Origin of the sequence: Pseudomonas sp. Irchel 3E13 (assembly GCF_900187455.1) — a bacterium.
Lineage (GTDB): Bacteria > Pseudomonadota > Gammaproteobacteria > Pseudomonadales > Pseudomonadaceae > Aquipseudomonas.
The window spans coordinates 167,550-191,897 of sequence record NZ_FYDX01000013.1; the positions used below are offsets into that span (position 1 = coordinate 167,550).

25 protein-coding genes and 1 pseudogene are annotated in these 24,348 nt (G+C 62.7%); 12 read left to right on the plus strand and 14 right to left on the minus strand.

Annotation, left to right across the window (positions count from 1 at the left end; all coding sequences use genetic code 11):
• Position 1: 1 nt before the first annotated feature.
• Genes CKW37_RS22825 through CKW37_RS22845 form a run of 5 tightly spaced genes read right to left on the minus strand, consistent with a single transcriptional unit; the run spans position 2 to position 4,188 of the window.
• A complete protein-coding gene (locus tag CKW37_RS22825; RefSeq protein ID WP_003092280.1) occupies positions 2-271 on the minus strand; it encodes a VirB3 family type IV secretion system protein in 270 nt (89 codons plus the stop codon).
• Positions 268-654: a TrbC/VirB2 family protein gene (locus CKW37_RS22830; RefSeq protein ID WP_000150010.1), complete on the minus strand. Its 387-nt coding sequence runs from the start codon at positions 652-654 to the stop codon at positions 268-270. The genes CKW37_RS22825 and CKW37_RS22830 overlap by 4 nt, the downstream gene beginning before the upstream one ends.
• Positions 651-1,721 (minus strand): P-type conjugative transfer ATPase TrbB, encoded by a 1,071-nt coding sequence (gene trbB, locus CKW37_RS22835; RefSeq protein ID WP_023093367.1) that lies wholly within the window; start codon positions 1,719-1,721, stop codon positions 651-653. Before trbB ends, CKW37_RS22830 begins: the two co-directional genes overlap by 4 nt.
• Positions 1,718-2,194, minus strand: coding sequence for a ribbon-helix-helix protein, CopG family (locus tag CKW37_RS22840; RefSeq protein ID WP_000085131.1), 477 nt, complete (start codon positions 2,192-2,194; stop codon positions 1,718-1,720). The genes trbB and CKW37_RS22840 overlap by 4 nt, the downstream gene beginning before the upstream one ends.
• Entirely contained in the window at positions 2,191-4,188 is a 1,998-nt protein-coding gene (locus CKW37_RS22845; protein WP_001163195.1) for a conjugal transfer protein TraG, read from the minus strand. The genes CKW37_RS22840 and CKW37_RS22845 overlap by 4 nt, the downstream gene beginning before the upstream one ends.
• Positions 4,189-4,493: 305 nt before the next feature.
• Here CKW37_RS22845 and CKW37_RS22850 point away from each other — a divergent pair, with 305 nt between their 5' ends.
• The 3 genes and pseudogenes from CKW37_RS22850 to CKW37_RS22860 form a co-directional block, all read left to right on the plus strand.
• Positions 4,494-5,399 (plus strand): LysR family transcriptional regulator, encoded by a 906-nt coding sequence (locus tag CKW37_RS22850; RefSeq protein WP_023093368.1) that lies wholly within the window; start codon positions 4,494-4,496, stop codon positions 5,397-5,399.
• Positions 5,400-5,680: 281 nt separating this feature from the next.
• On the plus strand, positions 5,681-6,211 hold the full coding sequence (locus CKW37_RS22855; RefSeq protein ID WP_000043569.1) for a hypothetical protein: 531 nt from the start codon (positions 5,681-5,683) through the stop codon (positions 6,209-6,211).
• Positions 6,212-6,312: 101 nt separating this feature from the next.
• Positions 6,313-6,492, plus strand: a pseudogene (locus tag CKW37_RS22860) (integrase core domain-containing protein); the annotation flags it as partial.
• A gap of 228 nt (positions 6,493-6,720) precedes the next feature.
• On the opposite strand, the gene CKW37_RS22865 reads toward CKW37_RS22860, so the two are convergent.
• From CKW37_RS22865 to CKW37_RS22880, 4 genes are all read right to left on the minus strand, one after another.
• On the minus strand, positions 6,721-7,038 hold the full coding sequence (locus CKW37_RS22865; RefSeq protein ID WP_000539741.1) for a multidrug efflux SMR transporter: 318 nt from the start codon (positions 7,036-7,038) through the stop codon (positions 6,721-6,723).
• A gap of 58 nt (positions 7,039-7,096) precedes the next feature.
• Positions 7,097-7,360 (minus strand): EexN family lipoprotein, encoded by a 264-nt coding sequence (locus CKW37_RS22870; protein WP_000717310.1) that lies wholly within the window; start codon positions 7,358-7,360, stop codon positions 7,097-7,099.
• Positions 7,361-7,392: 32 nt separating this feature from the next.
• Complete coding sequence (locus CKW37_RS22875; RefSeq protein ID WP_000405670.1) at positions 7,393-8,298, minus strand: LysR family transcriptional regulator; 906 nt, start codon at positions 8,296-8,298, stop codon at positions 7,393-7,395.
• 93 nt (positions 8,299-8,391) lie between these two features.
• A complete protein-coding gene (locus tag CKW37_RS22880; protein WP_000078291.1) occupies positions 8,392-9,795 on the minus strand; it encodes an efflux transporter outer membrane subunit in 1,404 nt (467 codons plus the stop codon).
• Between the two features lie 100 nt (positions 9,796-9,895).
• Between CKW37_RS22880 and CKW37_RS22885 the strand changes: the two genes are divergently transcribed.
• From CKW37_RS22885 to CKW37_RS22925, 9 genes are all read left to right on the plus strand, one after another.
• A complete protein-coding gene (locus CKW37_RS22885; RefSeq protein ID WP_023093369.1) occupies positions 9,896-10,537 on the plus strand; it encodes a TetR/AcrR family transcriptional regulator in 642 nt (213 codons plus the stop codon).
• Between the two features lie 20 nt (positions 10,538-10,557).
• Positions 10,558-11,700 carry an efflux RND transporter periplasmic adaptor subunit gene (locus tag CKW37_RS22890; protein ID WP_223294861.1) on the plus strand — a complete coding sequence of 381 codons (1,143 nt, stop codon included), beginning with the start codon at positions 10,558-10,560 and terminating at the stop codon, positions 11,698-11,700.
• A gap of 24 nt (positions 11,701-11,724) precedes the next feature.
• The gene (locus tag CKW37_RS22895) at positions 11,725-14,829 is read left to right on the plus strand and encodes an efflux RND transporter permease subunit (RefSeq protein ID WP_095158519.1); all 3,105 of its coding nucleotides are present in this window, start codon (positions 11,725-11,727) and stop codon (positions 14,827-14,829) included.
• Positions 14,830-14,909: 80 nt separating this feature from the next.
• Positions 14,910-15,257 (plus strand): multidrug efflux SMR transporter, encoded by a 348-nt coding sequence (locus CKW37_RS22900; RefSeq protein WP_038421338.1) that lies wholly within the window; start codon positions 14,910-14,912, stop codon positions 15,255-15,257.
• Positions 15,258-15,272: 15 nt separating this feature from the next.
• Entirely contained in the window at positions 15,273-15,893 is a 621-nt protein-coding gene (locus CKW37_RS22905) for a DUF3313 family protein (protein ID WP_000837791.1), read from the plus strand.
• Positions 15,890-17,047: an ABC transporter permease gene (locus CKW37_RS22910; RefSeq protein WP_000063629.1), complete on the plus strand. Its 1,158-nt coding sequence runs from the start codon at positions 15,890-15,892 to the stop codon at positions 17,045-17,047. Before CKW37_RS22905 ends, CKW37_RS22910 begins: the two co-directional genes overlap by 4 nt.
• 5 nt (positions 17,048-17,052) lie before the next feature.
• Positions 17,053-17,865, plus strand: coding sequence for an ABC transporter ATP-binding protein (locus CKW37_RS22915; RefSeq protein ID WP_024944155.1), 813 nt, complete (start codon positions 17,053-17,055; stop codon positions 17,863-17,865).
• Between the two features lie 91 nt (positions 17,866-17,956).
• A complete protein-coding gene (locus CKW37_RS22920) occupies positions 17,957-18,886 on the plus strand; it encodes an MlaD family protein (protein ID WP_000433686.1) in 930 nt (309 codons plus the stop codon).
• Positions 18,887-18,978: 92 nt separating this feature from the next.
• On the plus strand, positions 18,979-19,578 hold the full coding sequence (locus tag CKW37_RS22925) for an ABC-type transport auxiliary lipoprotein family protein (protein ID WP_256587840.1): 600 nt from the start codon (positions 18,979-18,981) through the stop codon (positions 19,576-19,578).
• A 66-nt stretch (positions 19,579-19,644) separates the two neighbouring features.
• On the opposite strand, the gene CKW37_RS22930 is transcribed toward CKW37_RS22925, so the two are convergent.
• The 5 genes from CKW37_RS22930 to parA form a co-directional block, all read right to left on the minus strand.
• Positions 19,645-21,648: a relaxase/mobilization nuclease and DUF3363 domain-containing protein gene (locus tag CKW37_RS22930; protein WP_000132148.1), complete on the minus strand. Its 2,004-nt coding sequence runs from the start codon at positions 21,646-21,648 to the stop codon at positions 19,645-19,647.
• Between the two features lie 448 nt (positions 21,649-22,096).
• Positions 22,097-22,684: a S26 family signal peptidase gene (locus tag CKW37_RS22940; RefSeq protein WP_003092304.1), complete on the minus strand. Its 588-nt coding sequence runs from the start codon at positions 22,682-22,684 to the stop codon at positions 22,097-22,099.
• Positions 22,681-23,238 (minus strand): DUF2840 domain-containing protein, encoded by a 558-nt coding sequence (locus CKW37_RS22945; RefSeq protein WP_023093372.1) that lies wholly within the window; start codon positions 23,236-23,238, stop codon positions 22,681-22,683. The genes CKW37_RS22940 and CKW37_RS22945 overlap by 4 nt, the downstream gene beginning before the upstream one ends.
• On the minus strand, positions 23,235-23,498 hold the full coding sequence (locus CKW37_RS22950) for a hypothetical protein (protein ID WP_000147048.1): 264 nt from the start codon (positions 23,496-23,498) through the stop codon (positions 23,235-23,237). The genes CKW37_RS22945 and CKW37_RS22950 overlap by 4 nt, the downstream gene beginning before the upstream one ends.
• Positions 23,495-24,133, minus strand: a complete 639-nt coding sequence (gene parA / locus CKW37_RS22955; protein WP_003092312.1) for a ParA family partition ATPase — start codon at positions 24,131-24,133, stop codon at positions 23,495-23,497. Before parA ends, CKW37_RS22950 begins: the two co-directional genes overlap by 4 nt.
• Positions 24,134-24,348 lie beyond the last annotated feature (215 nt).

The following is a 24,348-nucleotide window of genomic DNA, read 5'->3' on the forward strand; positions in this document are numbered from 1 at the left end:
CTCACACGTCCAGAAGCGGGCGGTGTTTGATATGCCGCGCGAAGACCTGCATGAACTGCGGATCGACGCGCGCACCCCATACGGCCAGCGAGTGGCCGACGATCCAGAGCACCACGCCGGGAATCCACAGTTGCAGGCCCAGCCCGACGGCGGCGGCTAGCGTGCCGTTGGCAATCGCCACGGTGCGCGGCGCACCGCCCAGCAGGATCGGCTCGGTCAGCGAGCGATGCAGCGGCACTTCAAAGCCCGGAAGATCGGTGGCCTTACTCATACGACGGCCCCTCCGGAGAAGCTGAAGAACGACAGGAAGAACGAGGACGCGGCGAACGCGATGGACAGGCCGAACACGATCTGGATCAGCTTGCGAAAGCCGCCGCTGGTATCACCGAACGCCAGCGCAAGCCCCGTCGAGATGATGATGATCACCGCCACGATCCGGGCGACTGGCCCTTGGATGGATTCGAGGATGGAGGTCAGCGGCCCTTCCCACGGCATCGAGGAACCGGCGGCCTGCGCCGTGCCCGCCAGCAACAGCATCAGCGCGGCCAGCAGCAGCCCTTGCCCTGCGGGACGGGCCAGGTGGCGCAGCCGCGCCATGCTGGACAGGCGAGAAATAGGATTTACGGAAAGACGGAAAGCATCAACGTGCGTCATGGCAGTTCTCCAGGTTGGTCAGGGGTCGAGGAAGGCGCAGCGGCAGCGGCTGCAAGAGGAACCGGCGGCAGCTCGGGAAACGGCGTTTCCAGCGCATCTGTCAGGCGATAGCCCGCACCGTCGAAGCCGACGACACGGGAGATGGTTTCGACGTGACGTTTGCGGCCACGGCCTGCGATGTGAATCACCACGTTGACCGCCTCGGCGATCAGGGCGCGGGGCGGATTCACTGCCACTTCGAGGATCAGTTGCTCCAGACGCAGCAGTGCGCCCAAGGCGGAGCCGGCATGGATGGTGGCAATGCCGCCGGGGTGGCCGGTGCCCCAGACCTTCACCAAGTCCAGGGCTTCGCCGCCACGCACTTCGCCGACGATCACGCGGTCAGGCCGCAGGCGCATCGTGGCCCGCACCAGCTCGGTCATTGTGACGACGCCGGCGCGGGTGCGCAGCGGCACATGGTCGCGGGCCGCGCATTGCAGCTCGATGGTGTCTTCGAGCACCAGCACGCGGTCGCCTGTGGCGGCGATCTCGGCCAGCAGCGCGTTCGCCAGCGTGGTCTTGCCGGTGCTGGTGCCGCCGGCGATCAGGATGTTCTGCCGCTCGCGCACGGCGCGGCGCAGGAACTCGGCCTGCCCGGCGGTCAGGATGCCGTCGGCCACGTAGCGATCCAGGCCGATGATGCTCACGGCCCGCTTGCGTAGCGCGAAGGCTGGCCCCGGGGCGGCCGGAGGCAGGATGCCCTCGAAACGCTCGCCGGTTTCCGGCAACTCGGCGGTCAAGAGCGGCTGGCCGCGATGCACCTCCGCGCCGACATGCGCGGCGACCAGGCGGATGATGCGTTCACCATCGGCCTCGGGCATCTCCACGCCCAGCGGCGAGCGACCCGACGACAGCCGATCCACCCACAGGGTGCGATCGGGGTTGAGCATGATTTCCACAACATCCGGATCTTCGAGCGCAGCGGCGATCAGCGGCCCCATCGCCGTGCGCAGCATCTGGATGCGGCGATCCTGGGACGCCGCGGCGGATGAGCGAGATTCAGGCGGAATCTGCGGAACGGCACTCATGACGCACGCTCTGCAGCTCGCTCATCGGCGGACGCCATCGCTGCTGCGTCATCCATCCGCATCGGATCGGGGTGCAGTTCCTCCACCACGTCGCGCACCAGACTGCGGCCACGCAGCAGGTGGCGACCCAACTGCTCGACGAACTGCTCGAAGCGCGCTTTGCCCTGGGCGCGGGCCGCGTCCTTGTGGGCTTCTGGCACCGGCGTGCTGATGGTCAAGAAATAGCGGATGAACAGCGCCAGCGTTTCGATCTGGATGTTCTGGTCGCGCTCCATGCGTTCGGTCTGCCGCGACAGTCGATCCAGCCGCTTGGCAATGGCGGCCTCACGCTGGTCGCCCGCATCGGGTGACAGCCAGGACGCCAAGGCCGCTGCGACGATGGAGGACTTGGACACGCCTTTCTTGGCGGCAAGTTCATCCAGGCGCTTGGCGTGCTCGGGCTGGATGAAAAGATTGAGGCGGTATTGGCTCATAGGTCTATTCCGTCGTTGGGGTCGAGAGAAGCCAGCCGGGCCGTGCGCTGCATGGCCGGGTCGAGCTGGCCGGGAAGCGGGAGCGCCAGGTCGTCGTCATCGAGCAGCTCCAGGTCGTTCGCACACGCGTCCAACTCGGGCTCGTAGGCGACGGTTTCGGAGAGTTCGAGCTGGCGGCGCGGGCCGCCGTCATCGGTGCCGCCCGGACCATCGGCGGATACCGAGGTCGGCGCCGTAGGTACGGCCGGGATCGCCAAGCCGCTCCAGTCGTCGGGGCGGGCTGGCGGCGCGTCGGCGTACCTCCCGACTGCGAGCACGGGCGGTGGCAGGACGCGATCCTTGAAATTGGCGTCGACGTAGTAACGCAGCTTCTTCGCGCGGATCGGGGCAACGCTGGACACCATGACTACGGCGTCCTCAGGTGGAAGCTGCATCACCTCGCCGGGCGTCAGCAGCGGACGTGCAGTTTCCTGACGCGACACCATCAGGTGCCCCAGCCACGGAGCGAGGCGGTGGCCCGCGTAGTTGCGCTGCGCGCGAAGCTCGGTGGCGGTGCCGAGGGTTTCGGAAATCCTTTTCGCCGTCCTTTCGTCGTTGGTGGCGAAAGTCACCCGGACATGGCAGTTGTCGAGGATGGAATGGTTCTGCCCATACGCCTTGTCGATCTGGTTCAGGCTTTGAGCGATGAGAAAGCTGCGGATGCCGTAGCCGGCCATGAAGGCAAGCGCGGACTCGAAAAAATCGAGGCGACCCAGCGCCGGAAACTCGTCCAGCATCAGCAGCAGCTTGTGCCGGCGCGCGATGCCATCGCTGCCGTCGAGCGATTCGGTCAGCCGCCGCCCGATCTGGTTCAAGATGAGCCGGATCAGCGGCTTGGTGCGGCTTATGTCGGAGGGCGGCACCACCAGATAGAGCGATACCGGGTGCTCGGCGGAAATCAGGTCGGCGATGCGCCAATCGCAGCGCGATGTGACTTCGGCCACGGTCGGGTCGCGGTACAGGCCGAGAAACGACATGGCGGTGGAGAGCACGCCCGATCGCTCGTTGTCCGACTTGTTGAGCACTTCGCGGGCAGCGGATGCGACAACCGGGTGAGGCGCATCGCCCAGGTGCTTCGTCGTCATCATCCGGTGCAGCGTCAGCTCGAACGGACACGCCGGGTCGCTGAGGAAGTTGGCGACGCCGCGCAGCGTCTTGTCCTCGCCTGCGTACAGAACATGCAAGATTGCACCGACCAGTAGCGCGTGGCTGGTCTTCTCCCAATGATTGCGCTTCTCTAACGCACCTTCAGGGTCAACCAGAATGTCGGCGATGTTCTGCACGTCGCGCACTTCATGTGCGCCGCGCCGGACTTCAAGCAGCGGGTTGTAGGCGGCCGACTGCCTATCGGTGGGGTTGAAAAGCAGGCAGTGCGAAAAGCGCGAACGCCAGCCCGCCGTGATCTTCCAGTTCTCTCCCTTAATGTCGTGAATGACGGCGGACGCCGGCCACGAAAGCAACGTAGGCACCACCAAGCCCACGCCCTTGCCCGAGCGCGTGGGTGCGAAGCTCAGGACATGTTCCGGCCCCTCATGTCGGAGGTATTGGTCGTCGTGTTGGCCGAGGAAGACGCCCGCCGGGAGGGTCAGTCCAGCTTTGCGGATGTCGACGGCATCGGCCCAGCGTGCCGAACCATAAGTCGTAACCAGCCGCGACTGCCGAGAACGCCATACCGACATGGCGATGGCGACGAGTAAAGCGAACAAACCGCTACCACCCGCAATCGCACCGCCTGTGTCGAAGACGTGCGGCGCGTAGGCATCAAAGAAGAACCACCATTCGAACAAGCGCCACGGGTGATAAACCGGTACACCTAGAAGATCGAACCAGGGCGATCCGAGGCGTACTTGATAGCCAAGGGTCGCTGCTGTCCATTGTGTGGCGCCCCAGACGCCGGCGATCACGATGCCGATTACCACAGCGATCTGGCCGAACAGAACGTTCGTCCCTTGCATGACCTGTCCTCCGATTTCTCCTGCGCTGGTGTCTCATTGAAAGCGTTGCACAGGGGGTGTCGCAGGCGTCAGGATCGGTTCTGGGCTAGTGCCGGTCAAAGACCGTTCGCAGCACAATGGTCGAGGGAAAAGAAAGAATGAGCGCGGTGGCGAGTCAAAGAAAAGCGCCGCAAGCGAAAGCGCACTGCGGCGCATACAGAGTTCCAAGCAAGTTACCCAAAAAAAGCCGTCAATGGGCCTTGCTTCCACTCATAGGCAATATTTAGATATCATGAAAAACGATGATATTTAAGATTGGAATAAAAATGAAAAATATCAAGAGTATGGATCTCAACTTGCTCAAGGCGCTGGACGCATTGTTAGACGAACGCAATGTGACACGGGCGGCGGCCCGTCTGGGACTAACCCAGCCGGCCTTGAGTGGCATGCTGACGCGGTTGCGCGAGAGCTTCGGTGACCCGCTTTTCGCGCGCTCGCAGCGGGGTATCGTTCCAACGCAGCGGGCGCTGGATCTAGGGATGCCTGTCAAGCAGGTGCTCGCCGAAATCGACGCGCTGCTCCAGCCACCTTCCTTCAATCCGGCCACCGCACAACTGACCTTCTCCATCGCCGCGACGGACTATGCGCTGCGTGCCGTTGCTGTCCCATTTCTATCGGCACTTAAACGGCACGCACCGCGTGTACGAGTCTCATTAGTGCCAGTCGAGAGCGGGCAGCTACAGAACCAGCTTGAGCGCGGTCAGATCGATTTAGCCCTCCTGACGCCAGAGATCACTCCGCCAAATCTGCATGCCCGAGAGCTGTTCAAGGAACACTATGTGTGTGTCCTGCGGGAAGACCATCCTGCGGCTATGGGGCGCAAGCTGACCGTTAAACAGTTCTGTGCTCTCGACCATGCGCTTGTTTCCTACGATGGTGGAGGTTTCCGCGGCGTCACCGACGATGCGCTAGAACAGTTGGGCAAACGACGCAGCGTCACACTGTCGGTCAAGAGCTTTCTGATCTTGCCAGACATCCTGCGTGCCAGTGACATGGTTGCGATCTTGCCGAGCCGCTTGGTCGCCGGTATGGACAAGCTGGCTATCTCCCTGCCGCCGGTGAAGATACCGGGGTTCACCAAGACGGCTGCTTGGCACGAACGCACCCATCACGATCCAGCACATCGCTGGATACGAGCACTGCTGTTCACTTCCTGTGCTAACAACAAGTAGGCAAGATCGCTCCTATCGTCATGCTCAGCACAACTCTACCTCGCACTACAAATAAGCAATCAGTCGGCTCAATTGGAGACGCGCCCTTTCGTAGCGCCGCTGCGAGATAGCCTAGTCGGTGGATGGCAGAACCTAGGCCTTGATATCATATTTTATGATATCAAAAATAGAAACTTAGGATTTCACTTATTGCAGATGGAGGCTCATGATTTGCTCCATGACCACTTGAATGACGCAGCCACCCCTGTTGCGTCATCGACATTTTGTGAAGGAGCTTCGATATGAGCAAGCAACAGAACGCCATCCTCTGGCCCGAAGGCTACACGCCGGGCTTTACTGAGAATTTCGCCTCCAATGAGATCATCGCCGCCGGCTTGAGCGCGGCCGACGTATGGCCTCTACTCGTCACACCATCGCTGTGGCCAAGCTACTACGCCAACTCGGCTAACGTGTGCTTTCATGACGGCAAAGGCCCGGTACTGGCCGACGGCGATCGGTTTTACTTCGAGACCTTCGGCTTCCCGGTAGAGGGGCAGTGCAACGAATACGTGCCACCTGCGGATGGGCAACCCGGCCGCGTGGCCTGGCACGGCTGGTCCGGCGAGGAAGGCACAGATACGCGCCTGGATGTGCATCACGCCTGGCTGGTTGAGAACCTGGACGGCAGGCGCGTGCGCATCCTCACGCAGGAAACTCAGAAGGGCAAACCGGCCGAGGAGCTGCACAACGCCAAACCCAACCCGATGATCAACGGCCATCAGGACTGGCTCGACAGCTTGGTCGAGGCAGCGCGCAAAGCCAAGCAGGCGTAGTGGTCTCCGGCCGCTTGATCCCAAGCGTCTGAACGGAGAAAACCATGATGAGAACTCCCCTCAGGATTCTGCTGGTCCTGACTTCGCAGGCAACGATGGGCGACGAACTGCTCAACCGCGAATGGTTCCGCAGTCGGACCGAAGCGAAGGTGCTGATCGAACGTTGGCGACAGTTCTACAACGAGCAGCGGCCGCATAGCGCGCATGCTTACAAACCGCCGGCGACGATCCGGCGCAACTGGATCCAATCCGATAGCATCCCCTCCGAACTCACTGCCTGACTGGCTACAAAGTTCGTACTCAGGTCACCTTGGCGCAGGCACTGAAGGTGGAGCCACCCGGAATGGGTGCTCCCACCGCCTTACGCGCACTGGCTCGAACTCTCCCGAGGCGCCGGCAAGCTCGTCACATAGCGACTAGAGAGAGGAGGTGACCGTACGAGTTCCCAGCGCCCGATCCACTCTGGGAGCTGGGTCGCCTAGCGACTACGCTACCAATGGAGCTAGCGATCAACTCGATAACTTGAGCGTGATAACGCCCAGGATGATCAACGCCACGCCAAGGTATCGCATCAGGGAGGTTGGGTCGCCATAGAAATGAATTCCGACTAAGAAAGTTCCCGCCGCTCCGATACCCGTCCACACCGCATAAGCAGTCCCAATCGGTATCTGACGCTGAGCAAGCCATAGGAAGGCGCCGCTAATTGTCATGAAAGAGACGGCTACTGCGACCCCACTCCAACGCGATGTTGGCTCTTGCGCCATTTTCAGCCCGACCGGCCATCCGATTTCAAACAATCCAGCCAAAACAAGATAGATCCAACCCATTGCGATTCTCCTTCAAATTTTTCATATCCGGCATACATACTCCGGCATGACCACCAGCTTAGAACTTCGGCGGCTCTTTAGGCGTGGTGTGGGGCACATCGCCATCTTCGTAAAAGCGCTTTCGCGTAGCCTCGGCAACCCGGTTACATAGTTGGTCGCCCAGCATTGGTCGATCCAACTTGCATTGCTTGCGCAACTCTTTCAGACGCTCAGGATTGAGCGCTAATTCATCGACTGTCGGAAGGTTGGCTTTATCTGGTTTCCCAGATGGGCTGCAGGCTGCCAATGTCGAGGAAAGCAATATGAGAGCAATCTTCTTCATGGTTAATTTTCTTTGGGAGATTGTGTGATGGTTTACCGCCGACCTTTGGCATCTGGAGATTTGATCGAATGAACGCGTTCCATGAAGCGAGTCAGCATTTCTGACGGCTCGCTGGCCGGCCGTAGTAGATAGGTCGTGAGCATTGGCGAACGTCCAGTCAGCGGCCGTGCGACCACCCCCTGTTCCCTGCTGGCTGTGATATGCGCGCCTCCTGTGAGGCCTAGTGCAAGTCCCGCCGAAACCAGGACCATCATTAGATCGCTGGAAGTCACGCGTTCGGCAATCAGTGGCTCTATGTCCACGCGACGTAGCACCCGTTCAACTTGCCGAGCATGGCCCTCACACGCCACCGCGTCGCAGAGCACCAGCGGATACCGCAACAGCTCTTCTAGGGGAATCTGTTTGTGGGATAGCAAGGGGTGCCGTGCGGGCACAGCTACCATCAGAGGGTCACTCCACACCGGCACGGCGATGATGCCTTCGCCGACTTCATCCGATTGAGCGAAGCCGAGATCGTACAGTTCGCCACACAATCCCTTGATTTGCTGTGCCAAAGGCACCTCGAAGAAGCGAACTTCCACTTCCGGCTCTTCCTGCCGGCAGAGCGCCAACAACGCAGGCAGGCGCGATGGCGTGATTCCATCAGACAATGCAATACGGAGCTGGCAATGAAAGCCATTGGCTGCGGCGTTCACACTGTCGCGCGCCTGCTGCAAAGCTGCGAAGACACGCGGCACGCTCTCAAAGAAGAGCCTGCCCGCACGAGTCAAGCGGGTGCTCCGAGTGGTTCTCGCAAATAGCGCTACGCCCAACTCTTCCTCAAGTTCCTTGATGGCGCGCGACAGCGGCGATGTCTCTATGTGGAGGCGCTCTGCGGCTCGGGCAAAGTGCAGCTCCTCTGCCACCGCCAGAAAGTAGCGCAGGTGTCGAATTTCCATGTTCGCATTCCTCATCACTCAGGCCTCACCACCTTCGCCTTGCGTCACGCTATTTAGCTAGCCTTCGCAAGCTGCTCCAGCATGTTTCTGCGATCAAACAGGAGAGCCGGATAATGCTTTTGCCAGGACGCCCCATTGCATGGCTGTCTCGGCCCGCGTGCGGATCAGCGAAGCCTGCGCTGACAGCACCCCGGCCTCAGCCTCGGCCACCACCGTGGCGTCCACTTGTCCCGCCTCGAACAGACGTCGGCTGCGATCGAGCTGACGCTCCGCGACTGCGACACCCTCGGCCTGATGCTCCAGTGCTGCGTGCTGCGTATGCCAACCGAGATATGCGTTCTCTACGTCCTGCAAAGCACTCAACAAAGTGCGCTCGAACTCCGCACGGGCAGCTCGGCTGCGCGCCTCTCCGGTCTCGATGCCGGCACGGATCGCGCCACCATCGAAGATCGGCAACGACACCCCGGCCCCAAGTGAAAAAATGTTTCCAGTGATGCGGGTTCCCACACTCTCTACGCGCTGCCGTCCGCCGCTCAGGTCCAACACCAGCCTGGGGAAGCGTTCGCCTTCGGCTGCGTTCCAGCGCGCGGTTTCGGCGGCGAACTTCGCTTCGGCGGCGCGCACGTCGGGCCGCTCACTCAGCAGGTCCGCAGGTATGCGTGTCGGTGTCCAGTCCGGGACGGCGAGCGACGCAAGAGTTGGGGAAGCTGCAGGCGCTCCGGGCGTTTGTCCCACTAGTACATCGAGTGCATGCGTCGCCTCGCCGCGCGCACGCCGCAGTTGCTCTTGCTCCACGCGCAGTGCGACGACGCCGGCGCGGGTACGCTCGATGTCGAAGCCGGTAGCTTGTCCGGCCTCGAACTTCCGTTGCATCAGCAAGACGAGTCGTTCTGCGGATGCCAGCCGCGCCGCGGCTAGCGCTTCGAGCTCACTGGCTTGGCGCTGCTGCACAGCCGCCGACACTGTTTCAAACGCGACCTGCCACCGCGTGGCAACCCACGCTTGTTCGGCTGCCACCGCATCCAGGCGCGCACCTTCTGCTGCCTGCGAAAGCCGTCCCGACAGGTCTGCCTCCCACGATGCGGACAACGTGGCGCGGCCATCATTGCCGATTGCAACGTTCTCTGAATAGTCGCGTCCTCGAGTTGCCTGCGTGCCCGCGGACAACGAGGGGAGCAGGGAGGCCCGTGCTCGCCGCGTGGCGGCCGATGCCTCGTCCACGCGCGCTCGCGCAATCGTCAGTTCGGTATTGCGCTCCAGCGCCGCCCGGACCAAGGCATTGAGGTGCGGATCGCCGTAGGCCGTCCACCAATCGACGGGAAGAGTACGGCGGGACGATTTGTCCAAGATGCCTTCACCTCCCTCTTCATTTGAGAAATGGGCCGGTACATCCAGGCGAGGTGGATCGGCAGAGTGCGGGGCATGGCTGCAGGCCGCAAGAAGCAGTAGCGGAGAAATCATGGCAATGAGGCGATAGCGTTCAAGAATTTGAGACATGGCAGCTCCTTGCGTTCCGAAAAAGTCTTGACGGACTGTTGTATGGCTTCTACTATACCGTCTGGACTGTATATGACTCAAGCTTTTTTGGAGCACGACCATGCCGCCCCGCGCGAAAACAAAGTTGCCCCCCCCGTCCACTGCCCATAGCAGCGCCGATGCGCAGCCCGGCCTCCAGCAAGGAGCCCAGCGAACTCGCGACCGCATCCTGCAGGCCGCCCGCGAACTGGTGCTGGAGGAAGGTGCCAGTCGCTTGACACTGGACGCCGTCGTTGTGCGGGCCGGGTTGAGCAAAGGGGCGTTTCTCTATCACTTCAAGACCAAACGCGATTTGTTCGTGACACTGATCGACGAGATGATCCGGGCGTTCGACGCGGTACAAGCCAATCACGAGCGCAGGTTTGCCGGAGATCCGGACCCCTGGCTGTCGAGCCAGGTGGAAGCGATGCCCGACGACGAGATGCAGAAGATGGGCGCAGCGCTGCTCGCGGCAGCTGCGGAAGATCCAACACTTCTCGACCCACTGCGCGAGTGGTACCGCGTGCAGTACGAACGCGTGCGTCGATCCCCGCGTGGCACCGAGACCGCGGCACTCATCATGCTGGCATTGGATGGCGCCCTGTTCGCCGATCTTCTGGGTTTGCCAATACTCGCACCCGCAGAGCGGCGGCATTTCTTTCGGGCGCTCCAGGATCTCGCCTCGGGCCATCTCGAACTTGTCCCGGCAAAAGGACGCACATGAGTCGCGTCCGTAGCGGTGTCATGACCGCGTGCGCACCGCGCTCCTTGGCGGTTGCTTGCACACTATCCATTTCGACTCTGCTCTCAGGGTGCGGAAACTCGCAATCCACCGTATCCGAGCCTCCGCGCGCAGTGAAGCTCGCCGCCGCGCAGTCGGATCTCCCGCATAGCTCTCGCATCGAATTGACTGGCTCGGCGCGAGCAACCGAGCGCAGCATCCTAGGATTTGAAACAGGAGGACGGATCGCCAAGTTGAACGTCGACGTGGGTGAACGGTTCTCCCGCGGCCAAGTCCTGGCAGAACTTGATGCGCAACCTGACCGGCTTCGCGTGACACAAGCGCAAGCATCCCTGGCGGCCGCCGAAGCCGGCCTGATGGATCGACGTGTACAGACAGATCAACAGCGCCGGTTGCTCGAAAGCGAAGTCATCTCCCCTGCTGCGTTCGAGAGCGCGAAGGCGCAGCTAGCGGTCGCAGAGGGTCAAGCGCGCACTGCCAAGGCGGCGCTTGGCCTGGCCGAACGAGCACAACGTGGCACGATGATCGTCGCTCCTTTCGATGGTGTCGTGGCGGAAAAGCTGGCTTTGGCGTTCACCGACATTGCTGCTGGTGCGCCGGTATTTCAGGTCGACGGCGTGCGCAGTGGCACTGAGATCATCGCGAACGCGTCTACTACACAGGCACCTCACATAGATGTCGGCCAACGCGCAGAACTGAGCTGGAGCGGAGCCGAACAACCAATCCGAGCGGTGGTACGTCGTGTCGGTCTGCGCGCCGAAAATGGCTCGCTCCTACCCGTGGTGCTAGTGCCTGAAGATAACGCGCAAGCGCGCGCACTTCGGCCAGGTATTCCCGTACAGGTCGTGCTCGACGCACCTGCGGCAACCTCCAAGACCTCTCGGCCCGAGACTGTATCCATACCTTATGCCTCGCTGGTGCTCGGCACGAAGCCGGGCGAGGCTTCCGTCTTCGTCTACACCCCTGAAGATAAGAAGGTGCACCGTCGCGCGGTGCGCTTCACGCCGGTACAGGAAGGAGACAGCGCGCGCGTCCTCGCTGGACTCAAGCCCGGCGAGACGGTGGTTGCCGCCGGAGGAGGATGGCTCACCGATGGACAGCCAGTGACACCACTGGAAGCCACCACTCAATTGACCAAGCGCTAACGCGATCCACCAGGTTACTTCATCATGAAGATCACCGAGATGGCGCTGCGCGCCAGTCGACTTACCTACTTTGTAGCGCTCATCATTTTCGTCGCCGGCATCGCGACCTTCCTGAATTTTCCTTCTCAGGAGGAGCCGACTGTCACGGTCCGCGATGCGATGGTCACGGCGTTGAACCCGGGGCTGCCCGCCGAACGCGTTGAGCAACTCATTGCCCGGCCGATCGAGGAGCGCTTGCGCGAACTGGCAGAGGTCAAGCGCGTGACGAGCACCGTGCGCGCAGGCAGCGCCATGATCCAGGTCACGATCTGGGACCGCTACACCGACTTGGCACCGATCTGGCAGCGCGTCCGGGCCAAGGTCGCCGATTCGAAGGATGCCTTACCACAGAGCACGATGGGGCCTTTCGTCGACGAAGACTTCGGCCGCGTCGCGGTTGCCTCGATTGCGGTCACTGCACCAGGTTACTCCATGAGCGAGATGCGCGTCGCGCTCAAGCAGATGCGCGACCGCCTGTACACCGTGCCTGGTATTGAGCGCATCACTTTCTACGGCCTGCAGGAAGAGCGCGTCTATCTCGAATTCGATCGGCCTAGGCTCGCGCGATTGGAGCTGACACCACAGGGGGTGATCGACCAACTCGTCAAACAGAACGTCGTCGCTTCGGGTGGACAAATTGTTGTCGGCGGCATCAATGCAACCTTGGCGGTCAGTGGCGAAGTGCGTGACGCTCCCTCCCTGCGAGCAATGCCGATCGCGCTGCCACGACCGCAAAGTAGTACGGCGCCCGTGCCGACGATCGCATTGGGTGAACTGGCGCAGGTGAGTGTGCGGCCAGCCGATCCGCCGGAATCTGCTGCCATCTACAAAGGCCAGCCCGCTGTCGTCATGGCGGTTTCGATGGCCTCCGGTCAGAACGTGGAGCAGTTCGGAAAAGCGCTCAAAGCACGGGTTGCAGACCAGGAGAAGCTGCTGCCGGCGGGTTTCGATCTGTCATACGTCACTTTCCAGGCCGATGTCGTCAAGCACGAGATGGGCAAAATGAACCAAGTCATGATGGAGACGATCATCGTCGTCCTCGGTGTCGTCGTGCTATTTCTCGGTTGGCGCACCGGGATCATCGTGGGCATGATCGTGCCGTTGACGATCCTCAGTGCACTCATCGTCATGCGCGCGATGAACATCGAGCTTCAGAACGTCTCGATGGGCGCCATCATCATTGCGCTCGGCTTGTTGGTGGACAACGGCATTGTGATTGCCGAAGACATCGAACGCCGCCTGGCCGGTGGCGAAGATCGTAAGCATGCCTGCCTCGAGGCGGGCCGCACGCTCGCCATTCCGCTGCTCACGTCCTCGCTCGTGATCGTGATCGTGTTCTCGCCGTTCTTTTTTGGCCAGAACGCCACGAGCGAGTATCTGCACAATCTCGTGGTCGTGCTGGCACTGACGTTGTTCGCTTCGTGGCTGCTGTGCCTGACTGTCACGCCCCTATTGTGCTACCACTTCGCCAAACCCCATCACAAGCAGGAGCAGGGCGACGCCTATGACACCCGCTTCTACCGTGGCTACCGGCGCGTACTGGAGTGGGTGCTCCACCATAAGGCGGTCTATGTAGCGTCGATGATCGCGGCGCTTGCCATTGCGCTGTATGGCTTCACCACCCTGCCGTACGATTTCATGCCCAAGTCCGACCGGCTTCAGTTCCAGATTCCGGTGCAGCTCGCCCCCGGTACCGACTCGCGCGAAACGCTCGCCCGCGTGAAGCAGATCAGTGGTTGGCTGGGCGACACGAACATCAATCCAGAAGTCTCCGATCACATCGGCTACGTCGCCGATGGTGGCCCGCGCTTCATCCTTAGCCTGAATCCACCACTGCCGGCATCGAACATCGCGTACTTCGTTGTCACATTGAAGCCGAAGAGCGACATCGACGCCGTCCTCGCCCGCACCCGCAGCTACTTTGCGCAAGCACATGGCGACGTGCGCGCCGAGCCCAAGCGTTTCTCGCTCGGTGCGACCGAGTCAGGGACTGCCATTTATCGCGTCAGCGGTCCGGATGAGGAGGTATTGTTGGGGGCCGCGTCCAAAATCGAAGCAGCGCTGCGCAAGCTGCCCGGCACCATCAACGTCAAGAACGATTGGGATACGCGCGTTGGCCGCATCGACGTACGGGTCGACCAGGACCGCGCGCGTCGGGCGGGCGTGACGACTGAAGACATCGCTGGCGGGCTGGATGTCCGCTACAGCGGCAGATCGATCTCGGTTATTCGCGACGGTGACACCTCCGTCCCGATCGTCCTGCGCAGTATCGTAAGCGAGCGTCGCAGCACGGCAGACGTAGGCGCGACGCTCATCTATCCCACCAACGGCGGTCCAGCGGTGACGCTGGCTCAGGTCGCAGACGTATCGCTCGCGAGCGAGCCCTCGGTCATCCAACGGCGCAATCTCATCCGCACGATCACCGTGCAAGGACAGAACACCTCTTACACCGCCCAGGAGATCATCAACCGCCTGGCGCCTAGCGTCGCTGCCCTGGACCTGCCCGCGGGCTACTCGGTTGAACTTGGCGGCGAGATCGAGGAAGCCGCCGAATCGAACGCCGCGCTGTTGACCTACATGCCCCTCGCATTTCTGGCGATGCTGATGCTGTTCGTATGGCAGTTCAATTCTTTCCGCAAGCTCGGTGTGATCCTCGCGACGATCCCTTTCACGCTTATCGGCGTGGTATTGGCTCTGAAGCTGACCGGCACACCTTTCAGCTTCATGGCGACCTTCGGCGTACTGGCCCTGTTCGGGATCATTGTCAACAACGCCGTGCTCTTGCTGGAACGCATCGACCAGGGGCTAGCGGAAGGCCTGCCACGCCATGAAGCCTTGGTTGGGGCCGCGATACAACGGCTTCGTCCAATCGTGATGACCAAGGTCACCTGCATTTCGGGACTGGTGCCACTCATGCTCTTCTCCGGACCATTATGGAAAGGGATGGCGATCGCGATGATCGGTGGGCTGGCACTCGGAACGCTGGTGACGTTGGGCTTGATTCCGCTGCTTTACGAAGTCCTGTTTGGAATCAAGCGAATTGGGCCGTGGAACCTGAGTGTCGCCACCGCGCATGGAGATCGCTCATGAGTCTCTTGCGAGCCGCCGCGTGCTGCGCATTCTCAGAATTCGTATGCACCCACGCTTCATGCGTATGTCTCGCTAGGCTTATGCGATTCAGCACCCATCCGCTGATCTGGAAATCCTGGTCGATTGTCATTGCCGCAGGGGTTCTAGGAGCGGGCTATCCACTGGGCCTGCGGGCCATCACGGCGGGCGGTCCGATGCGCTGGGTCGGCCTCTGTGTGGCAGTGACGTGCATGGCGGCCAGCGGCGCACTTTTGTGGTTCGCGCTCAAGCGGATTCCGATCAGCGCGGCCTCTGCAGCCTGGGCAGGAATCGGGCTACTTGGAAACTTGGGCGTCGGCGCCCTCCTACTAGGCGATGTCGCATCGGTAACGCGCTGGTCTGGCACCGCCCTCATCGCAGCAGGCATTGCCTGTCTTAGTTTCGTTTGATCAAGGAGACCCATTATGAAGAGCAAAACTGCATTGATCCGCGGCGGCATCTTTTTTTGCGTAGCAGGCGCGCTCTCTGGATGCGCGACCAACAGCATGACGCGCTCCGGATTTCTCGGCGACTACGAGAAGTTATCGCCGACACGATACGAGAACGTACTGATGTACCGCGCAGCGGGATTCGAGCCCAAGCGTTATGCCGCTGTCGTGGTGGAAGAAGCGCAGATCAAGACCGCCTCGGGTCGCATCGATGGGCTCGATGACGCGCAGCAGCGCGAAGTGCTAGACCATGTGACGAGCGAACTGAAACGCCAGGAAGGCAAAAGTCCCGCCCCCCCAGGTGGCGCGGGACAGGTTCGGGTGCGTGTAGCGGTCACCGAACTGCAGACACCGAATCGGGCAGTCAATGCAATGACGACCCTGCTGGTTGGACCCGTGACGACGGGTGGTGCCAGCCTAGAGTTCGAAGCAGTCGATTTAAGGACGGGACGCCGGGTTGCTGCCGCCAGTTGCTTCGAGCGCGGCAACGTCATTAAAGAGTTCGCCGGTTCGTACACATTGCTGGGTCATGCCAAAGCGGCGATCACGAACTGCATCGAGCGCATCGACAGCGCTTGGCGGGACACGCAGCCATGAGCAACGCTTCACAGGCTTGGCTCCGGCAGGATGCCATGGTCGGCGGTGATCACAAATGGCTGGCGGGTGGCGACTGGACGATAGAGCACTACGCCAGTCTGGCAAAATCCGTGTCCGCCGCCCGCATCAGTCATGCCGAGGGGTACGCCACTCCCTTACTCGACTGGACGCAAGTCCAGAGACTGGACACCGCCGGCGCGGCTCTGCTGGTGGAAATTCTCGGGCCAGACTCGATACTCGACCGGCCGGAGGCAGCTCCAAATCTGTCCTCGGATCGCCTCGCCCTAATGAGAGCGCTGGCCGCCGCTGCTACCGATCAGCAGAAGACGGAGAAAGCAGCGGTGAGCGGGAATCCTCTGCTCCGCGGTCTGGGACGCATAGGCCTGACCTTGGAACAGGGCTGTCGTGCGTGTCTTGGTCTGGCCGGGTTCGTGGGCCAGATCATCGAAACATGGAGCCGTACCGTTCGTCACCCGCGTCGCTGGCGCGCGACCTCGGTGATCGCTCAAATCCAGCGATCAGCGGTGGACGCCATTCCCATCGTGGCGCTACTGAGCTTCATGGTAGGAATGGTGGTGGCGTTCCTGGGAGCAACGGTGCTGGCCAACTTCGGTGCGAGCATCTTCTCGGTGCATCTGGTCGCCTTCTCGTTCATGCGCGAGTTCGGAGTGCTGCTCCCGGCCATATTGATTGCAGGCCGTACCGCAAGCGCGTACACCGCCCAAATCGGTTCGATGAAGGCAAATGAAGAGATCGATGCGCTTCGCTCCAACGCGCTCGACCCCATCGAGTTACTGGTGCTGCCACGCGTGCTGGCGCTTCTTGTGTCCTTGCCACTGCTCACCTTAGTAGGCATCTTGGCTGGCATTGCGGGCGGCGCCACCGTATGCGCACTGAGCTTGGAAATTCCTCCCGCACAGTTCCTCGCCATCGTGCAGGAAAAAATCGAGGTGCGCCATTTTCTTGTCGGAATGAGCAAGTCCCCGCTCTTCGCGGTGATGATCGCCGCTATCGGCTGCCATGAAGGGTTCAAGGTCGCCGGTAGCGCTGAGTCGGTAGGCGACCACACGACGTCTAGTGTCGTGCAATCAATCTTCATGGTGATCCTGATAGACGCCATCGCTGCACTGTTCTTCATGGAGATGGGCTGGTGAGCGCGGTGAAGCAAGACACCGACAACGGTGTGCGACACGCTATTGAAGTGCGCGGCCTGGACAACAGGTTTGGAACCCAGCAGGTCCATCAGGACCTAGACCTGGACGTGCGGCGCGGGGAAATCCTTGGCGTGGTGGGAGGGTCAGGCACCGGGAAATCCGTGCTCTTGCGTAGCGTCGTCGGGCTGCAGAAGCCGCATTCGGGCGTGGTCCGTATCGGGGGGCGCGACCTACTGCGAGCCCAATGGCTTGCGCGCGCGCGTATGGAGCGAAGGTTCGGCATTCTGTTCCAGAAGGGCGCGTTGTATTCATCGCTGACCGTCTTGGAGAACGTCGCTCTTCCTTTGATCGAGCATGTCGGTCTGGCGCGGCCTCTTGCCGAGCGTTTGGCAAGAAGCAAGCTGGGCTTGGTGGGGTTGCCTGCCGGAGCGGGAGACAAGTATCCGGCCTCGTTGTCCGGAGGCATGGTGAAACGAGCAGCACTGGCGAGAGCCTTGGCGCTTGATGCGAACATCCTGTTTCTTGACGAACCCACCGCAGGACTGGATCCAATCGGGGCTGCATCTTTCGACCAATTGATTCTGACCCTGCGCAATGCACTGGGCCTCACGGTGTTTCTGGTAACCCACGACCTCGATACGCTGTACACCATATGCGACCGTGTCGCGGTCCTGGCGAACCAGAAGGTACTCATCAACGACGGCATCGAGGCAGTCGAGCGCTTCAAGCACCCGTGGATACAGGAATACTTTCACGGCCCCCGTGGCCGTGCGGCCGCACAGGCCACTGGTGCTTCCAGCCAAGAGACGCAGCCATGAAACCCCTCCGCATCTGCATCATTCTTCCGTCGCGCACGCATTGGGCTGGGCGCACGCAATATTTAAACTCTGAGAACGAGGTGGTCTGATCATGGAACCACGTGCCCATCATGTATTCATTGGTCTGTTCGTCGTGCTGCTCGGTGCGATTGGTATTGGCTTCGCGCTTTGGCTCAGCGACACACGTTCCGACCACGATTACCAGTATTACCGGATTATGTTCGATGAGCCAGTGACCGGGCTTACGCCCGGCAGCCAGGTTCAGTACAGCGGAATCACGATTGGCGAAGTCGTTGCACTTTCTCTTTCACCGCGAGACCCAAGGCGGGCGATAGCGCGCGTACGCATCAATGCCACCATCCCGGTCCGGCAGGATACCCGCGCTGAATTGGTCATCACGGGAATTACCGGCAACGCGGTGATCGAGTTGAGCGACGGTGGGCCAAACGTGCCATTGCTGGATCGGAGAGAGGACGAGGAACCGTTGATCCTCGCACCACGTTCGGCGATGGCATCCCTGGTCTCCGGTGAGGGGAACAGCATGACGACACTCAACGGCATCTTGCTGCGCACGCAGGAGTTACTGTCGAAGGAGAATTTGGCTCTTGTGCACCGCAGTCTGGTGAATCTTGAACAGACCACGGGCGCGGTCGCTGACCAGAGGGCCGAGATCGCGACGTTAATCAGCAATCTGACCGAAGCAAGCAGAGAATCGACAGCTGCCGTGCGCCAAGCAAATAGCACTCTTCGCGATGCCAACCTGCTACTAAATAACGATGGTAAGCAAATCATGGTGAACACGCGTGATGCAACGGCATCCCTCGAACGCGCCGCTTTCAGGGTTGAGACGCTACTGCAAAACAATCAGGAATCGCTGAACCAGGGCTTGGCCGCCACAGGTCCTGCCATGCACGAACTCCAGCAGGCGCTGGCCAATCTAAACACCGTGCTGCGCCGACTGGATCGCAATCCGGCGCAATACCTGCTCGGTGGAGAGAACATTGAGGAAACCAAGCCGTGAACACTTCCGCCAGGATGATTCCCGTCGCTGCCGTGACTATGACGCTAGTACTCGGCTTGTCCGCGTGCAGTGTGCTTCCCAAAGCAGCTCCAATGGTCACCTACAAATTGCCCGACTATCACATCGCCCAGGCGGAGAGTACGCCGCGCGCCGTTCCGGGACCCGGGGCGCTGCGCGTCTACGCCCCTGAGAGTAGTCGCGTCCTGGATTCGGAGCGGCTGTTCATTGCGCAGCCCGATGGTCGCTTGTCGGCTTGGCAAGGAGTGCGTTGGGCCGACCCCGCACCGGTGCTGCTGCGTGACCGAATCGTCGAAGCCTTCATGCGCGATGGGCGGTCGACTTCCGTGATTACCGATAGCACCCCAATGAGCGCCGATATGGAGTTGCGCAGTACGCTGCGGGCGTTCCAGCTCGAATACCGCGGCACTGAAGCGATCGCCGCGGTTCGGCTCGATGTGCAACTGGTCGATCCGGCCAAACGGACTGCTATTGCCAGTAGACGCTTCGAAGCAATCCAAGCCACAGGCAGCAAGCGAGAGGCCGATGTGGTGAGGGCGTTCGGTGTCGCCACGGATATATTGGCCGGGCAGATCGTTGAATGGGCAGTTCAGGTCGGGGCAGCGCGTTTGCGAGTTGCACCGGAATTGGCAAGCAACCATGCACCCACAGCGTCGTCGATAAGCACAGACTAGTCGTCTTAACGGAGCACAGAAGCTAGGGCCAAAACGCTGCTCGACACCTTAACTCGGTACGACAGCCTACGGCCCCGATCCAATCCCAGGACCTCTTTGCCGTCCAACCTCCCATGACACACCGCCGCCGCGTACAGTCGCGGCGATCTGCTGCCCCAGTCGTGGCTCGATTATCGGCCGCCAAGGCACCAGACTGAATCCCATGCCGTCATCGAGCAGCGCATAGCGACCGCTGGCGAGCATGACCGAGCGCCGGTAGATGCCGGCTACGCGCTGCCCGTCTGTGACGTGCCGATGCTCCAATCCGCTATCGGCGGCAATGTGCTGGGCGGCCTGCGCCAGCTCCCGATTGCGCAGCGTTTCCAGCAGATTCCGGGAGAGAATCAGCCGCTGCCCGCGCCGCTGGGCCAGCCCCTGTTCTTCGAGGAAGTCGGCGCGCTGCTGCAAGGCTTGCCTAGCATCGCCGCCAAAGCCCAGGTCGCCCAGTCCCTTGCCGCCGCCGATCAACTGCTGATCCAGCCAGGTCGCGCCGATGACGCGGGCCTGCCGTTCAATCGGCAGATGCGATTTCAGTTCGACCGCCACGCCGCCCAGCCGCTGCGCGTCGTACTGGCGGCCACGCTCGGCCAAGTCGTCCGGCACCTTCCATAACCCCTCGGCCACGCGCTCCACGATGCCGGCCCGCCGTAGGGCTTCCAGCCGGCGGATATGGGCCGCCACAGCCTCTTGCGGGTCGCGGCCGGGCTTGGCTCGGCCTTGCTCGATCGCCAGGTGGTGATCGGTGCGGTACAGGCCATTGCTCGCCAGCGTGGCGATGTTCTTGTCGGCCGCCCGCACCTCGGCGGAACCGCGTACCTCCACCACCGCGCCGATGGGATAGTTCGCCAGCTCGTCGCGGGCGTCCAACGCGACGTAGTGGGCTTTGCCGTCCAACCCGTCGATGACCAGATAGCCGCGGTCGTGCAGCTCGTCGGCCAGACCCTTAGCAGCCACGCGACCGACGATAGTGCGGCCGTCGTCGCCCGGCTCGAACACCGCCAGCTCGCGAGGCTTGCCGCTCATGGCCCGCTGCATCGTTCGGATGATGTCGCCACGCTCGCCCAGGGCACGCAAGGTCTTCTCCGCGTCCGCATGGACGGCCCAGGTGCCGGGCTGCACCTCGTCGGCCAGGCCCAGGCGCTGCAAGTGTTGCAGGCGGCCGATCAGCAGCAGGCGCTGGCGTTGCAGCCGGGGTTCGTTGAAGCGTTCGATCTGCACCCGGCCATCCTCGCCGGCCTCGCGCTGCAACGTGCGGTCGAGGCTCGTCCACCGCTCTTGCTCCACCTCGCGCTGCAAGGTCTGCTGGATCTCCAGTTCGGTGCGCGGCCCCAGCCATTCCGTCGCCAGCTCGGCGGCGCGATGGCGGAAGCCGTGGGCGATGTAGTCGCCCGCGATGATGAGGTCTTTGCCGGTATCGTCGCGTCCGCGCACGATCAGGTGCGTGTGCGGGTTGTCGGTGTTCCAGTGATCGACCGCCACCCAATCCAGCCGCGTCCCCAGGTCGGCCTCCATCCGGTTCATCAGGTGCCGGGTGTAGGTGCGCAGGTCGTCCAGCTCCGCACTGTCTTCAGGTGAGACGATGAAGCGGAAATGATGTCGGTCGTCCTGGCAGCGTTCCTTGAAGGCATCGAGGTCGGCTTCGTCGGTCTGCGGCCCGTAGGCACGGCCCGGCTCGCCGTTCCGGCCGGCACCGTCGCGCTCGATGTAGCGCAGGTGCTTGGCGAGCGACTGCGGACTGGCGTTGCGCTGGTTGACCAGCAGCGTCTTGATGGTCACGCGCCGTGACATAGGGGTCAGCTTTGCGCCTGCGAAGCGCGCCGCCGTATGGCCGCGTCCAAGCCGTGAGCCGGGCCGCTGGCCGGCGTGCTGGCCGCTCCCGCCAGCGGTAGGACGGCGCACCGCCGACTTGCCGCCGCTGGCCTTGCCAGCCTGCTTGAGCACCTTGGAAACGAAGCTCTGGCCCTGGCCTTTGCCTCGGTTCTTCGGCGCGCCAGGGCGCACCCAGAAATCATGGTCGCCGCGGTCGGTCATGGCTGTGCTCCCTGCAAGCTCCGGCGTGTCCGAGCGTGCGAAGCACGCGGACATGCCTGCATCGGCGCGTGCCTCGCGCCCCACGCGGCACGGCGGCGAAGCCGCGCCGTGCCGCGCCACCCCCACGTGCAGACTGGCTTTGCGGGCGGCAGAGTGCCGAACCCTTTTGTCTTGCCTTCCGCCTTTGCCCCTCGCTCCCGCTCCGGGCATCGGCGGCCCGGCGGCGCTGCTGCACGAGCAGCCAGCCCGCCGGCGAACACGCCAATGGCCGCAGGCCAGGCGCGTTCGAGGCAAGACGCCTGCACGTTGGGCGGCTGCGCCGAAGGCAGCGCGAAGTGCGGTGCGAATGCACCCGCACTGCACGCGCGACGACACGGCGACGAACAGTAGAACGACATGCCCGATGGCACGATGAGAGGCGCGGCAAAGTGCAGCGAATCGGCGGCCATCATGGACGTGTCTCCAGCCAGATCGGATGCGCAACGCCGATCACGGCGAACGCGCTGACCGGCCCGAAATAGCGGCTGTCGAACGACGCCGGGTTGGTCGCGCTCAACAGGAACAGTTCGCCCGGTTGGAGACGGCGGCAAAGCTGCAAGGATGGCAGCGGCCGGCCCAGCCGGTCGGCAGGCAGGGCGGCGGCCACCGGCACGCCGTCGATGCGAACCTGGCCGGCGACGATGCAAACGTGTTGTGGCGCGACTGCGCCCACACGTTTGAGCAGCGGAACGCGGGTCGGCAGGTAGCCGCGCTGCGCAGCCAGCATGGCGGCCCTGTCGGGCAGCGGCATCAGCACGATGCTGTCCACGGACAGCGGACGTGGCCGCGAGGCGGTGCGCGGGTCGAACGGTTCGATGCGATACCAACCGACCGCCACGCTGTCGGACGGGTTGTAGGCCATTCGCGGCAGGGGCTGCACGAACGCCGCCCAGGCCAGCGCAGCGAGGCCGACGGTGGCGAAGCCTGCCAGCACGAGGCGAGCGCGCAGGCGCGAGCGAGGATGCGGCACGGGGCCGGTCGTGGAAATCGTGGTCATGGCAATGCCCTCCCGGCCAGCCAGGCGGCGTGCCGTTCTGCGGTGTATGTGGGTAGCGCCGAGCGCGCTGCGAGCCGGTTCGCGAGCGTGCGCCAGTACGCGGGCGATGTGTCTGCGGCTGCGATGCCCAGCGCCTCGATGCCGTCGATGCGTTCCAGCACGGCGCGCACGTTGGCATCGCCTTCGGCGTGCAGCAGCAGACGCGCGCCCGGCTGCACGCCGGGGATGCGCTGCACGGCGTCCAGCGGCGTGGCGGTCTGCATCACCATGAGCTGCCAGCGGATCGTGCCGTAGTCGTTGGCCTGCCAACGGATGCGGCACAGAACCGCGTTCGGCAGGAACACGGCGCAGCGCCGCCAGCGGTCGAGCTGGAGCGTGCGCGCCGGTTCGCCGAAGCGCAGGTAGAGCTTGAAGCGCGGTTCGATGTAGGCCAGCGCCACGCGCGTCAGCGGCACGTTGCCGGCCTGGCCGGCGAGTGTCGAAGGCGCCGGCGGCGGCGCAGCCGTGGGCGCACTTGCTTTGGGGGTGTGGGCGGTCGAAGCGGATGCGTTCACGGCGTGCCCTCCGGGGGAAACTCCCGCTCCAGCAGGTCGCGCAGCAGTTCGGCTACGGTCACGCCTCGCGTGAAGGCCGACACCTTGATGCGCGCCCGCATGGCGGGCGTGATGTCGAGCGTCAGTCGAGCGGTGTAGAGGTCGCCTTTCTGCACGGCATCTGCGTCGCCCTGGCGAATCCACGCTTCGGCGTGCGGATTCGCTGGGGGACGCGCACCGATGCCGACGCGCTTGCTGCGTGGTGGTGGCTTCCCAGTCATGTCGGCCACCGCAGCAGTTCGTCGGTGAGCGCGGCGATCTCGCGGGCAGCGGCGCTGTCGGGCGCGGTTTCGCGGGCGAGCCGGCCAGCGGCTACGCTGTCGGCAAAGACGATGCGCTGGTGGATCTCCGAGCGCAGCGCGGGCAGCGGCTGTTCGGCCAGCGATTGCCGTGCCTCCCTGCCGATGATGGTGGTGCTGACGCGCCGGTTGATGACGAAGGCCGCGCGCAGCGCTGGCCGGAACACCTGTGCTTCGCGGATCAGTGCGACCATCTCGGCAGAAGCCCATACGTCGTAGGGGCTGGGCTGCACGGGGATCAGCACGCGCTCGGCCGCCAGCAGCGCGGAACGCGCGAGGGCGGCGATGCGCGGCGGGCCGTCGATGATGATGTGATCGGCCCGCCTGGCGAGTTCTGGCGCTTCCTGATGCAGCGTTTCGCGGGCAAGGCCCACGGCGCTGAACAGACGGGGCAGGCCCTGCTGGCTACGCCGCTGCGTCCAGTCGAGCGATGACCCCTGCGGGTCGGCATCCAGCAGGATGACATGCAGGCCGCGCATCGCCAGTTCGCCGGCGATGTGCGTGGCGAGCGTGGTCTTGCCGACGCCGCCTTTCTGGTTGAGAAACGCGAAGATCATGGCGCGGCCCTCCGAGCTGGAAAGCCGGCCTGGCCGTGCCGTTTCGTGGTTGTCCACCGAAACGGCGCGCTTCTACTAAAAGTTATGTATTTCTTGTTAGGTAAGTTAGAGGGAACGCAAACCCGCGCCGTTGTTGGCTTTCCGGCGTTTTCGTACTCCTGATAGCACGAGGGTCGTACTCCTGATAGCACGATACCCGGTACTCCTGATAGCAC